This window comes from Pseudomonas sp. CMR5c, assembly GCF_003850545.1.
Classification (GTDB): Bacteria; Pseudomonadota; Gammaproteobacteria; order Pseudomonadales; family Pseudomonadaceae; genus Aquipseudomonas; species Aquipseudomonas piscis.
Genome location: NZ_CP027705.1, coordinates 6,271,479 through 6,284,754 on the forward strand (window position 1 = coordinate 6,271,479; position 13,276 = coordinate 6,284,754).

The following is a 13,276-nucleotide window of genomic DNA, read 5'->3' on the forward strand; positions in this document are numbered from 1 at the left end:
CCGGCCGCACCGAACGGCCATGAGGACCTGAACGATGGACGTCACCACCCTGAGCCTGGGCGATCCACTGGAACCCGCACGCAAGGCCACCGCACAGATGCTGCAGGAACGCGAGCGGACCTTCTCCCTGCCGCAACCCTTCTACTGCGACCAAAGGCTGTTCGAAATCGACATGCAGGAGATCTTCCACAAGGAATGGCTGATCGCCGGCATGACCTCGGAGATTCCCACCAAGGGCAACTTCATCACCCTGCAGATCGGCAAGAACCCGATCATCGTCATCCGCGGCGCCGACGGCGTGGTCCACGCCTTCCACAACGTCTGCCGGCACCGTGGCTCGCGCTTGTGCACCAGCGACAAGGGCAAGGTGGCCAAGCTGGTCTGCCCCTACCACCAGTGGACCTACGAAGTGGACGGCCGCCTGCTGTTCGCCGGCACCGAGATGGGCGCCGACTTCGACATGAAGCAGTACAGCCTCAAGCCGGTGCAGGTGAAGACCGCCGGCGGCTACATCTTCATCTCGCTGGCCGAGAATCCGCCGGCCATCGATGACTTCCTGGCGACCCTGGCCCACTACATGGAGCCCTACGACATGGAGAACACCAAGGTGGCGATCACCACCACCTTGATGGAAAAGGCCAACTGGAAACTGGTGCTGGAGAACAACCGCGAGTGCTACCACTGCAATGCCTCGCACCCGGAACTGCTCAAAACCCTGCTGGAATGGGACGACGTCACCGACCCACGGGCCGATCAGGCCTTCAAGGACCACGTAGCCGCCTCCGCCGCTGCCTGGGAAGCCGAGAAGATCCCCTACGCCCACGCCAGCTTCGGTCTGCGCAACCGTATCGTGCGCATGCCGCTGCTCAAGGGCACCGTGTCCATGACCCTGGACGGCAAGCAGGGCTGCAAGAAACTCATGGGCCGGATCAAGAACCCGGACCTGGGTTCGATGCGCATCCTGCACCTGCCCCATTCGTGGAACCACTGCATGGGCGACCACATCATCGTGTTCACGGTGTGGCCGATCAGCGCCCAGGAAACCATGGTCACCACCAAGTGGCTGGTGCACAAGGACGCCGTGGAAGGCGTGGACTACGACGTGGAGCGCATGCGCCAGGTGTGGGACGCCACCAACGACCAGGACCGGCGCCTGGCCGAGGAGAACCAGCGCGGCATCAACTCCACCGCCTACCAGCCCGGGCCCTACTCCAAGACCTACGAGTTCGGCGTGGTCAACTTCATCGACTGGTACAGCGAGCGCCTGCTCAACAACCTCGGCGCCGAACCGGCGCCCTACCTCAAGGGCGTACCGGTCACCGGCTGAACTGCGCCCGCCCGCAGACCCTGACAGCCTGGCAAGCTCGGCAGCGGCTACAGATTCACCTCTGTAGCCGCCACACCCGTGGTATCAGACCAGGGGCCAGCGCACCGTGCCTTTCTCGCTGACGAACTGCTCGGTGATCTGCGCTCCCTGCAGTTTCACCCGGGCATAACCGTTGAGCACCCGCAGCGGGTAGTTGGCATCGCCGGCTTTCTGGGTTTCCGACCACAACACCCCAGGCGCGCCATCCAGCTCGCTGGCATCGCCATAGGGAATCGCCCCGTGGCCGACGCAACGCCCATTCATCACCCCCATGCCCTGGGGATCGGTCCTGGATGCGTAGAAAATGCCGTTGTGCAGGTGCCCCCAGTACCAATAGTCCGGCGCGCGATTGCCCAGGGCCTTGCACACCTGGCCGTACAGCGCGGTCGGGGTCTTGCCGGTGATGTCCAGACCCTGGTGATGGCTGAGCAGGATGATCTTGCGGCCCTGGCCGTGGCTGGCCATCAAATCGCTGAGCCATTGCTCCTGGACGGCATTGAGGTTGCCGTCCATGTACAGCTGCATCTCATCGGAGGCGTAGGCGCTGTCCAGGCCGATGACCAGCCAGTGGGTATTGAACAGGGCGAAGTAGCTGGTGTCCTGCTGGTCCGGGAACAGCGTCTGGATCTCATCGAAGTAACCATGGGCACCGCTGTACATCTCATGGTTGGAGTTGAGGCTGAACGAGGCCTTGCTGCCCATGGGCCAGGACGCCAGGTTGTTCTTTTCATCGCTGTCGGTGCCGGCGTAGTACACATCCCCCAGGTGGATGGTCACCTGCGGCTGGTCCGCTGTGATCAGGTCGGCCACCCGCTGCGCCGCCGACTGGGGCTCGAAGTAGCCGGTGCCCCAATCCCCGGCCAGGTCCAGCAGGACCTCATCGGGGATTTCCAGCAGCGCCGGGGTGGTGCCGAAGGTGGCGTGGTCGCGCAGGTTCTCGATCCAGGCCACCAGGGCTTCGCTCCACTTCAGGTCCAGCAGTTCCCACTTGCGACAGCCCAGCAGGCTGCCGTCCTTGAGCACCTGGGTCGCCAACTGGTCCACCGATTGCGGCAGGGGCTGGGCCGCCCCCAGGTGCAACACCGACATGCCATGGGCCAGCTCCCAGGGCACCGGCGGCTGGCCCGGCGGCAAGTCACCGTGGGCGATGGCGTATTGCGCCTGGTCGTGGGCGCGCTGTACCAGGTCGAGGATGGCTTGCAGCTCCTTGGGCTCGAGCTGGTTGCGCAGTTTTTTCCAGGCCAGGTCGAACCGAGCGACCAGGCCATCGACCTGGGCTTTCACCCGGTCGAATTCATGTTCCAGACTACTTGCCAGTGACATAGCGGTATCCCTCCTGATAGTCCTGCGGCGGCACGGGTTGCTCGCCTCACAGGGTCTTCATGTATTCGATCAACTGCCATTTCTGCTGCTCGGAAAGCTGCGTGCCGTACAGGTGGCCGCCATTGCCGTTGCCTTCCAGGCGGGTGTCGTACTTGAAGTAGGCCGGCCCTTTCGGCGCCGGACCGCTGGTGATGAACCCGACCTTCTGCGGGTCGTAGATATCCGAGCCGGTGTAGAACACCTGGGGCCGTTGCTCCGGCGCCTGCAGCAGGTCCCACAGGCTGGGTACCGAGCCGTTGTGCAGGTAGGGCGCGCGCAGCCAGATGCCATCGGTGGGCGTGTTGCTGTAGCTCTGGGTCTTGCGATAGGCGCCAAAGTCGAAGGGCGGTTTCTTGAAGCCGTGGAAGGCCTGGACCAACCCGGTGGTGAAGGAATCCAGGCGATGCGGGTCGGTACCCAATACCTGGATATCGGTGGTCACCTGGCCGGTGTCGGCCTTGCCGAAATCATGGCAACCGGCGCAATTGGCCTCCCACAGCGGTTTGCCCTGGGCCACCTTGGCCTGGTCGATGGCGAACGGCCAGGCCGGCGGCTTGTGCCCCAGCAGCCAGTTGGTGACCCGATTGAAGCTTGCCGGCAACACCGACTCCGGCGTCGCCCCCACGGCCATCGCCGCGGCGTAGTTGCGCTCGCGGATCTGGTTGTTGTTGCCATCCCAGTGCAGGTACATCGACTCCCGGGGCTTCTGGTTCCAGATCTGCGGCAGATCGACGGTGCCGATGGTGGAGTCGTCGGGGAAACCGAACACCACCATCTTGGTCGGGTTGAAGGTGTCGGTGCGCCCCGGCCCCTGCGCCGGCCGCAGTTTCTGCCAGGCATAGGCCTGTTTCTGCTTGAGCAGCGCGCTCTTGGCCATGGGCATGATCAGGTAGCGGTTGTACAGGCGCTCGACCAGGCCCAGCTGGAACTTGGCGTTGATCGCGTTCATCAGCGCATCGATGGTGAATTTCGGATCGCTGGCGCAATCGTAGGCGAACCACTGGAAGGCCTGGAGCTGCATCAGGTTGGCCGGGGCGGTAGGCACCACCTGGGACACATCGCCGGCACTGGCCCGGTAGGCCCCGGTATGGCACAGGGCGCAGTTGGGCTCCACCGTCGGGTAGCCCAGTTGCCGCTTGGCCATGCCCACCGGCAGGTCGCGGCCATTTTCATAGAGGAAGCCGAAGACCTCGTAGCCACCGGCCCGGGGCATTTTCTCCGGGCACAGCTGCGGCAGCACGGCGAACAAGTAGTAGGGAATCCGCGCCTCGATCCCCAGGCCGATGGCCGCGTACTTGAAGTGATCCTCGTCGGAGGCTTCCGGCGGTTGCGGCACCTCGCGCAGCATGTTGACCCAGGTTGCATAACCCACCAGCCCCAGGACCAGCAGTACCAGCAGGGTCGCCACGCGAAAGCCCTGCCGCCGCCACCGACTCTCCCAGCCCTGGCACCCGGCGCGCAGTCCGGCCTTGAGCAGGGCCCAGGGCCGATTGGCCGGGGCACTGCCCAGGTACAGCAAGATGCCCAGTACCAGGAACATGCCCAGGTCGCCCATGAGCATGGGCACGAACACCTGGGACTGATTGCTGGTGTCGATCAGGTAGATCCAGAACACCACCGCCACCAGCCGCGACAGCACGCAGAGCCAGGAATGCACCACGTAGCGCGGCGCATTGAAGCCCGAGGGCATGTAGAACAGGCTGATGCCCACCAGCAGCATGCCGGCGTTCTCCAGCCAGGGATCGGACAGCACCGGCGGCAGGCCGACCACGGCGGTCAGCAGGGCCGGGGCGAACAACGCCGGCAGGGCGAACACCATGTTCATGGCGATGCCCAGCCAGATGAAGCGTTGGAACCAGCGGATATATGCGTTCATCCCTTTCACCCTCGCCTGGATATCCCTGAAGCCGCGGTTGCCGAGCGTACCGGGACGCTCAACCCAGGGCGGTCTTCTCCAGGTGCGCGAGGATCAGCGGGTACACATCCACCACCGCGTTCTGGCCGAAGATGCAGTCGATATGCCCGTAGCCTGGCACCACATGCCGGCTGAACAACTCGGGGCCATGCAACTGGCACAGGCGCTCGTAGGTCTTCTGGGTGCTCAGCGGCAGGTAGCACTGGTTGTCGGCGCCGCTGATGAAGCAGATCGGCAGCTTCAGCCGATCGAAATGCGGCATGTAGACGTCATGTCCCTTGAAGTCCACCAGGTGGCCCTTGCGGCAGATCAGCGCCAGGTGCTCGAAGGTCTGGATGTTGGACTCGCCGAACAGCTCGTGCAGGTTGTCGTGCAGGTTCTGGTTGAGGGTGTCGTGGCGATACAGCGAGGCGTACATGAAGGTGATGCGATGGCACACCGGGTTGGTGCAATAGCCCTGGGCCTCGATCCGCGCATAACCGTTGAGCGCCTTGTCGTAGAGCTTGTTGAACCAGCTTTCCTTGCTGTCGGCATAGGCCGTCAGCGACTTGATGCCGATGGCGTCGAGCATGCCCGGCAAGTGCAGCCCGGCCTTGATCCCGGTGGCGGTGGCCACCACGGTGTCGGCGGCGATCTGCGAGCAGACCACCGAACGCACATGCTCCAGGCCCGCCAGCAGCGACATGAAGAAGGTGGTGGCGCCATAGCAGTGCACCACGCATTGCACGTCCCGGGCGCCGGTGGCCTCGCGGACCTGGGCGATGGCGGCCTTGAAGTCGTAGGCGGCGATCTGGTCGCCGTTGCATTCCTGCTTGCTGGCCGGCAACAGGATGCTGACCCGGAAATCCAGGAGCCAGACGTCATAGCCGTACTTGCACAGGTACTCCAGCAGGTTGGTCTGGATGGTGTCGGTGGAGAAGATGTTGGAACCCACGCCCAGGCCATGGACCAGCATCACCGGGCCCTTGCCTCCGGCCCGGTAGCGGGTCAGGCGCAGTTGCACGCGGTCTTCGGTCTCGAAGAACTGCACGCTCGGCGCCGGCGCGGCCAACGGCCGCTTGACCCGTGGCGGAGCGTCGGGATTGAAGTAGATATCGCCGGCGAACACCCCGCCGTAGCTTTCCCAGAGGATCCCGGCAAAGAACTTGCCGAAACGCGCCAGGGCCTCGATGCGCTCACGCTCGTTGCGGGCGTTGAGCACCTTCATGGTGGTCATCTGCCGGGCGAAATCCGCAGGCTGGATGTGCATCACTCCCGAGCCCAGTACCGGCCCGCTCTTGTCCTGGCCCCGGTACAGGGTCACGTAGAGGGTGCTGGTATCGGGCCAGATGTTCAGCACGCCGTGGTCCTCGGGCACGGTCTTAAAGGCGCTGAAGTAATAGTCGCTGCCATCCTCGGCACAAAGGCGCATGTCGTAGTTCATGTGCCGCACGCCCACCTGCTGCTGGTATTGCTCGAACAGGTTGAACACCCCATGGCTGGCCACCAGGGGCTGAGGCGACAGCATCGGCGCGTCCAGGGTGCCCACCAGGGTCGCGGCGTGCTCGGGCTCCTTGATCATCCGGTTGAGGTCGGCGGCGGTGATGGTCAGGGTGAACTCGATGGGCGAGTTCTGCTCTTCGCCGCGCTTGGCCGCTGCTTGATAGAGCGCCAGGTCGGTGCCCTGGGGCTGGGTAAAGGCCGTGGAGAAGAAACCCTTCATGGTCTCGGTGAACTGCACGCCCAGGGTCGGCGCCGCAGCCGGCTTGCCAGGGGCCGAGGGCAGGCGGTAGTCGATCTTCCAGCCGCGGTCCTCGGCCAGCAGTTGCATGGTGCGCTCGCTCACCGCCGAGATGGTCAGCAGTGGATTGACCGCCAGGGAGGTAGGGATCACCGCGCCATCGGCCACATAGAGCCCGGGATAGACATCGGTGCCCTGGGTGCCGCTGAACACCTGCCCCTTGTGGTTGACCACGCCCTGGCCCGCGTCCTCGCCCATCACGCAGCCGCCCAGGGGGTGGACCGAGACGATGCTGTGCTTGAGCAGCTTGGTCCAGATCGGGTTCTCCACCCAGACCCCGCCCAGGGCCCGGGTGCTCTGGTGCAGGCGCTCGTTGCCCAGCACCACGTTGGGTTGCTCGCCCACCCCCGGCCAGTCGATGCGCAACTGGTCCTGGGCGTCCAGCAGCATGCGCCCGCGACCGTTGTCGTGGCTCATGATCAGGTAGGTCTGCATGTTGTGCAGGGCGCCATGGTAGGGCCCGCGCAAAAAGCTTTCGGCCTCGCGCTCCTTGTAGCCCAGCTTGCCGCTCAAGCTGTTGTCGGTGGCCTGGCCCAGGGTACTGGCGAACAGCGCCATGCTCGGCACCATGGCCTGGCCGAGGGCGCCAGGGATCGAGCCCTCCTCGATGACCATGCGGCTGGTGCGGTCGCCCTCGGTGCGCATGTCGATCACCGAGGTGATGCATGGGCCCACGGGTTTCAACTCGCTGGCCGGGTGAGTGCCGAAGCCGATGCCGTTGATCGGTTGCTCGCAGTTGTGGCCGAAACCGAGGATGTCGCCGTTGCCGCTCATGTGTTCGCCCAACTGGGCCGAAGTGGCCAGGCCCTTGGCCCGCGAGCGCAGGAGGATCTCGGTGGAGCCCAGGGTGCCGGCGGACAGCACGACGATATCGGCCTTGACGAACAGGGTCGGCGCCGAGAACTTCTCGCGACCGCTGTCCAGGTACTGGAAGTGCACGATCCATCCGTCGCCGTCGCGCTCCAGGTGGCGCACCTGGGCCTGGCAGAAAATCTCGGCGCCATGGTTACAGGCGTCGGGCAGATAGTTCATCAAGGTGGTGTTCTTGGCCTTGTTGTTACAGCCCGAGACGCAGTCGCCGCATTGGTTGCAGGGCAGTTGCTCGACCCCGACATGGTTGAGGTTGTTGGGCAGCTTGTTGAAGGTCACGTTGATCGGCGGCTTGTAGAAATGCGCGCCCTGCTTGAGGTAGTCCGCAGACTTGCGGTGCGCCTTGAGCTTGTCCAGGGCCGGCGCCGAATCGGGATAGGGATTGGGTTTGAGCATCTCCCGGGCCAGGGCGAAGCCTTGCTTGAGCAAGGTATCGCGGTGGTCGCGCACCGCCTGGGGCCAGCGTGGGTCGTCGAATACCCCGGGCTCGGGTTCCAGGGCGACGTTGGCGTTGATCAACGAAGTGCCGCCCAGGCCACAACCCACCACCACGTTCTGCTGGGCGTTGACATGCAGGTCGAACAAGCCGGTGCGCGAACCGATATGCCCATCGGGATCGTGCACCTGCAATTCCTCGGTGGCGCTGACCAGGGTGTTGGGAAACTCCCCGGGGCGAATCTCCCGCCCACGCTCCAGCAGGCACACCCGGCGCCCGGCCCGGGACAATCGCGAAGCGGCGATGCCGCCGCCATAGCCGGAGCCGATGACGACGACGTCGTAGTGTTCCTGGATCTCGCTGATGGGGGTGGCGATCCGAGTCATGGCGGGGTTCCTCTCAGGCAGATGGGGCGACTCTCATGGCCGCTTCCTTCAGGTGAAACCGATCACGCAGGCAGCCGCACGGACCGGCCGCTGCGCCAGAAACGCAAACCGTGGAAAATCAGGGTCGGGATCGAACAGCCGCTGGGGCTATAGACGTGCGCGCTGGTTGGCGGCACGGCGGCGGGTGCGCCGGGGGAAGGTCCCGCTGCAGGAAGCCTGTGATGAACGACAATCCATTGCCTGCGCTCCCTGGACCGGATGTGGATAAGTGACGAACCGGTCCCAGTGGCATCAGTCAAGTCAGGCCGCTTGCCACTGTCAAGGCGGGCATTAGAACTGTATGAAATTTGATCTATTGCCGTACACGCTATGAATTACAAGGCCCGTAGCGGTTGGCGAACAACTTATCCACACCTTGGCCCACAGCAATTGTGGGCAAGTGCACCGGGGATGGGGATATTTCCTTGGGGATTCCCAGGAAAATCCATGGGTTAGGCAAAAACAAGCGTTTGACACGCTATTGATCATTTTTTGAACAAAACCCTGTAAGCCTTGCTGTACATGGCCTACAGCGCGAGGCGAACACCTTATCCACAGATCGGCCAACAGACTTTGGGGGCAACTACAGCCGCTGCCCGCGATTTCTGTGGAAAAGCCCTCCAGGCCAGGAAAATTCCGCCTTGCAAGCGCCAGGACAGGGCCAGGATCACGATTTGGGTGTTTTTTGATCAGTTCGCGCCAAGCCTTGTCCTGCAAGGGCTACAGCCCTGAGCGAACATCTTATCCACAAAAGCGCCAACAGACTTTGGGGGCAACTGCTGTGCACAACTGTCCCCTGATGAGTCCGACACCGCGGAAAAAAGCCAGGAAAAACCACAAGTTAGCCTGATCAAATTTCGTACAGATGGCTGCGGGGCTTGTTCTGCATGGGCTGGAGCAAGGCGCGAACATCTTATCCACAGAGCCGCGCACAGGGATTGTGAGTAACCGTGCAAACTGGACTGCAAGCCAGGCCCCCGCAGGAGCAGCCGGTCGACGCTCGATTGCTCGCAATAGCGCTAGTACAACCGGTGCAGCCCTAGCGGAGCACCCCTTCCTCCAGCAACAACTTGAAGATGGCCTCGGCCCCGGCTTGCGCGCTGACGTCCTTGAGTACCTGGCCGGTACCGCCGCTGGCCTTGGCCGTGGCGGCCTTCATGCGGTCGGCGCCGCTCTTGGCCTTGATCACCTTCAAGCGCTTGGGCCTTGGCCTGGCCGGCTGCAGGCTGGCGCCGGTGAACAACTCGTCCTCCACCACCATGACCTGGTCGGCGCGCAACATCCCGCGCCGTGCCGGGCCATAGGCACTCTGGCGAGGCTTGGGCGCGGCGTTATCCACAGTGGCGAGGAACGGCAGGCGCACCTTGAGCCGGCGCCGCTGGCCCCGGGGCAAGGCTTGCAGTACATGAGCCACGCCATCTTCCAGGGATTCCACCTCGGCCAGCCCCACCACCAGCGGCCAGCCCAGGTTCTCGGCCAGCAGGAACGGCAGCATGCCCGAGCCTTCACCGGTTTCCGCCTGGCTGCCGGTCAACACCACCTGGGCCCCGGCATGGCGCAGGTACTGGGCCAAGGCTGGCAAGGCATCGGCGCCGGCCGGCTGCTCCAATACATGCAATTGCTCCAGGCCCATGCCCAGGTAGGCGCGCAAGGCCGGCTCGGCGGCGTCGCCGGCGTGCAGCACCTGCAGTTGTCCACCGGCCAGTTGCAGGCCCAGTTCCACGGCCCGGGCATCCTGTTCGGCACGCCGTGGCCGACCGGAGGTCGGATGCGCGCCGATGGAGACCAGGCTGATCACGTTGCTGTTCATAAGGGTTCCCTCAAGCCGCATCGCGCTTGGCGGCGCTGCGGTAGGCTTCGACGGCGGCGATCAGCGCCTCGAGGATCGCGGCGCTGTCGCCGATCACCGCCAGGTCGGCGCGCTTGATCATGTCGCAGCCCGGGTCCATGTTGATCGCCACCACCTTGTCGCAAGCGCCGATGCCCTGCAGGTGCTGGATCGCCCCGGAGATCCCCACCGCCACGTAGACCCGCGCGGTCACCCAGGTACCGGTGGCCCCCACCTGGCGGTCGCGGGGCATGAAGCCGTCGTCCACCGCCACCCGCGAGGCGCCCTCGGTGGCCCCCAGGGCCTGGGCCGCGCGATGGAACAGTGCCCAGTCCTTGACCCCGTTGCCCCCGGACAGGATGAATTCGGCCTCGGCCATGGGAATCGCCGCCGGGTCCACCGCCACTGCGCCCAGATCCTCGATTCGTGCCAGGCTGCGGGCCACGCTTGTGGATAACTCCACCGGCAAGGCTTCGTGACGGGTTTCGCTGACCGGCTCGGCACATTCGGCCGCCGCCAGTATCAGCCGTGGTAGAGGTCGTGCCAGATCCTCCAGGCCCGCACCGGCGCGGCCGATGCATTGCCCTTCCTTGACCTGCCAGACCCGGGTCGCCGGGCGTTCGCCCAGGGCCGCGGCAAAACGCCGGCCCAATTCGCCACCGCCACTGCGGCTGTCGGGCAGCAGCCAATGGCGCGGGTTGAACTGGTTATCCACAGCGCGCAGGCCCTGGACCCGTTGCTCCGGTGCATAACCGTCGAACTCGCTACCCGGCAGCACCAGCAGGCGGTCGACCCCGGCCGTGGCGAAATTCGACTCCTTGTGCTCGCCGAACACCACCGCCAGCACCGCGCCGTCCTGGCCAGCCAGTTGCCGGGCCAGGCCCAGCAAGTCGCGGTCGTGGCTGCTCAGGCGGCCGCCGACCATGTCCGGCACCACGTTGATGTAGAACGCTGGCTGCGCCAGCTGGTGCAGCGGCAATTGCACCTCGACCGCCGCCGTGCGCTTGTGGCTGCTGCCACCTTGCTGGGCGCCGCTGCGATCGATGCGCTTGAGCCCGTTGGGGCCGACAAAACCCATGTCGTGGGGGTTCTTGCGCACCAGGCCATTGGGCCCCATCCAGCTGTGCTGCGCCGGTTGCATGGCCGCATGCAGCGGGTGCAGGCGGTTGCGGGCGATCCATTCGGCGCGGGGATCGCGGCGGATAATCTCGCTCATCAGTGCACCTCCGCAGGTTCGGCTTTCACCACTGGCGCCTTGCTCGGGGTCGCGCTTTCCAGCAGGGCCTCGGCCACCAGTTCGGCGATGTCCTTGATCATCGGCCGGGGCTCCACCACCCCTTCGAGCATTGCCGTGCATTGCGGACAACCCACCGCCACCAGCTCGGCGCCGGTCTCGCGGATGTCTTCCATGCGCATGTCGGGAATCCGCTGCTTGCCGGGAATGTCGGTGATCGGCGCGCCACCGCCACCGCCACAGCAGCGGGAGCGGAAACCTGCGCGCTGCATTTCCTTGACCTCGATCCCCAGGGCGCGCAGCACCTGGCGCGGGGCTTCGTACTCACCGTTGTAGCGGCCCAGGTAGCAGGGGTCGTGATAGGTCACGCTGCCACCCTTGTGCCGGCCAAGATCGAGTTGGCCGGCGGCGATCAGCTCGGCGATGTAGGTGCTGTGGTGCTGTACCTGGTAGTCACCGCCCAGGGCGCCGTATTCGTTTTTCAGCACATGGAAGCTGTGGGGATCGCAGGTGACGATGCGCTGGAACTGGTACTTGGCCAGGGTCTGGATATTGCGCCGAGCCAGTTGCTGGAAGGTCGCCTCGTCGCCCAGGCGCCGGGCCACGTCGCCACTGTCGCGTTCTTCCAGGCCCAGCACGGCGAAATCCACGCCCGCGGCCTTCAGCACCTTGACGAAGGCCCGCAGGGTACGCTGGTTGCGCATGTCGAAGGCGCCGTCGCCGACCCAGAACAGCACCTCGGTGCTCTTCACTTCAGGCAGCAGCTTGAGGTTGAGGTCGGCCGCCCAGTTCATCCGCCCCCCGGGGTTGAAACCGCCCGGGTTGTCGGTGGCGATCAGGTTCTCCAGCACCTCGGCGCCCTTGTTCGGCGTGGCGCCTTTTTCCAGGGTCAGGTGGCGGCGCATGTCGACGATGGCATCGACGTGCTCGATCATCATCGGGCATTCCTCGACGCAGGCCCGGCAGGTGGTGCACGACCACAGAGTCTCGGCATCCACCAGGGCCTTGCCCTGCAGCGCGACGATCGGCAGGTGCGGGCCACCGTGGTGTTCGCCCAGCGGCTGGCCGCGACCGTCGAGGGACGGATAGGGGCTGCCGGCGAAGTGGGCATCGCTGCCACCGGCCAGGCCGACGACCATGTCCTGGATCAGCTTCTTGGGGTTCAGCGGCTGGCCGGCGGCGAAGGCCGGGCAAGCCGCCTCGCACTTGCCGCACTGCACGCAGGCATCGAAGCCCAGCAGCTGGTTCCAGGTGAAGTCCACGGGTTTCTCCACGCCCAGGGGCGCGCTGGGGTCTTCCAGGTCCAGCGGCTTGAGGCCGGTGGAGCGACCGCCGCCGAAGCGTTCGGCACGCCGGTGCCAGGCCAGGTGCAGGGCACCGGCGAAGGCGTGTTTCATCGGCCCGCCCCAGGTCATGCCGAGGAACAGCTCCGACACGCCCCAAAGCACGCCCAGCGCGAGGATCGCCGCCAGCAGCCAGCCACCGAACTGCTCCGGGAGGATCCCGGCCACCGGCAGGGTCACCAGGAAGAAGCTCGCGGAAAACGCCAGCAGGCTCTTGGGCAGGCGCATCCACGGGCCCTTGGACAAGCGCGACGGCGGGTTGCGCCGGCGCCGGTAGACGAAGATCGCCCCCACGAACATCAGCGCCGACATCAGCAGCAAGGCATAGGCCAGCACGCGGTTGTGCAGGCCGAAGCCGTGCACCAGCAGCGCCAGGACGATGGAAGCCACCGCGCCACCGGCGGTGGCCACGTGGGTGTTGGCGATGTACTTGTCGCGGGCCACCACATGGTGCAGGTCCACCATGTAGCGCCGGGGCATGGCCAGCAGGCCGCCGACCAGGTCGACCTTGGAGGCTCGCCCCCGGCGCCACATGGCCGCGCGCCGCAACGCGCCGAGGACCGCCAGGCCCAGGGCAGCGAACAGCAGGATGGGAAGAAGGGTATTCAACATCACAGTCACCTTAAGGTCAGCTGCAAGCGGCTAGCTTCAAGCGGCAAGAAAACACAAGGCTGAGCATTCGCTCTGGCTGGCCGCTCAAAACCTGCAACGGCGGCT

7 protein-coding genes are annotated in these 13,276 nt (G+C 65.1%); 1 reads left to right on the plus strand and 6 read right to left on the minus strand.

Going from position 1 to position 13,276, the window contains the following annotated elements; all coding sequences use genetic code 11:
* Window positions 1–34: 34 nt before the first annotated feature.
* On the plus strand, window positions 35–1,327 hold the full coding sequence (gene gbcA / locus C4K40_RS29000; RefSeq protein WP_022641508.1) for a glycine-betaine demethylase subunit GbcA: 1,293 nt from the start codon (window positions 35–37) through the stop codon (window positions 1,325–1,327).
* 84 nt (window positions 1,328–1,411) lie between these two features.
* Here gbcA and C4K40_RS29005 read toward each other — a convergent pair whose 3' ends face one another.
* The 6 genes from C4K40_RS29005 to dgcB form a co-directional block, all read right to left on the minus strand.
* Window positions 1,412–2,689, minus strand: coding sequence for a metallophosphoesterase (locus tag C4K40_RS29005; RefSeq protein ID WP_022641509.1), 1,278 nt, complete (start codon window positions 2,687–2,689; stop codon window positions 1,412–1,414).
* A gap of 46 nt (window positions 2,690–2,735) precedes the next feature.
* Window positions 2,736–4,604 (minus strand): c-type cytochrome, encoded by a 1,869-nt coding sequence (locus tag C4K40_RS29010; protein ID WP_053134072.1) that lies wholly within the window; start codon window positions 4,602–4,604, stop codon window positions 2,736–2,738.
* A 58-nt stretch (window positions 4,605–4,662) separates the two neighbouring features.
* A complete protein-coding gene (locus C4K40_RS29015) occupies window positions 4,663–8,115 on the minus strand; it encodes an alpha/beta fold hydrolase (RefSeq protein WP_053134069.1) in 3,453 nt (1,150 codons plus the stop codon).
* 1,078 nt (window positions 8,116–9,193) lie between these two features.
* Window positions 9,194–9,964 (minus strand): electron transfer flavoprotein subunit beta, encoded by a 771-nt coding sequence (locus C4K40_RS29020; protein WP_022641512.1) that lies wholly within the window; start codon window positions 9,962–9,964, stop codon window positions 9,194–9,196.
* Between the two features lie 10 nt (window positions 9,965–9,974).
* Window positions 9,975–11,198 carry an electron transfer flavoprotein subunit alpha/FixB family protein gene (locus C4K40_RS29025; RefSeq protein ID WP_053134066.1) on the minus strand — a complete coding sequence of 408 codons (1,224 nt, stop codon included), beginning with the start codon at window positions 11,196–11,198 and terminating at the stop codon, window positions 9,975–9,977.
* Complete coding sequence (gene dgcB / locus C4K40_RS29030) at window positions 11,198–13,171, minus strand: dimethylglycine demethylation protein DgcB (protein WP_053134063.1); 1,974 nt, start codon at window positions 13,169–13,171, stop codon at window positions 11,198–11,200. The genes C4K40_RS29025 and dgcB overlap by 1 nt, the downstream gene beginning before the upstream one ends.
* Window positions 13,172–13,276 lie beyond the last annotated feature (105 nt).

Excerpts from the sequence above, each read along its gene's own strand:
- gbcA (WP_022641508.1), top strand. The coding sequence starts at position 35 with ATGGACGTCACCACCCTGAGCCTGGGCGATCCACTGGAACCCGCACGC.
- C4K40_RS29005 (WP_022641509.1), bottom strand. The coding sequence starts at position 2,689 with ATGTCACTGGCAAGTAGTCTGGAACATGAATTCGACCGGGTGAAAGCC.
- C4K40_RS29010 (WP_053134072.1), bottom strand. The coding sequence starts at position 4,604 with ATGAACGCATATATCCGCTGGTTCCAACGCTTCATCTGGCTGGGCATC.
- C4K40_RS29015 (WP_053134069.1), bottom strand. The coding sequence starts at position 8,115 with ATGACTCGGATCGCCACCCCCATCAGCGAGATCCAGGAACACTACGAC.
- C4K40_RS29020 (WP_022641512.1), bottom strand. The coding sequence starts at position 9,964 with ATGAACAGCAACGTGATCAGCCTGGTCTCCATCGGCGCGCATCCGACC.
- C4K40_RS29025 (WP_053134066.1), bottom strand. The coding sequence starts at position 11,198 with ATGAGCGAGATTATCCGCCGCGATCCCCGCGCCGAATGGATCGCCCGC.
- dgcB (WP_053134063.1), bottom strand. The coding sequence starts at position 13,171 with ATGTTGAATACCCTTCTTCCCATCCTGCTGTTCGCTGCCCTGGGCCTG.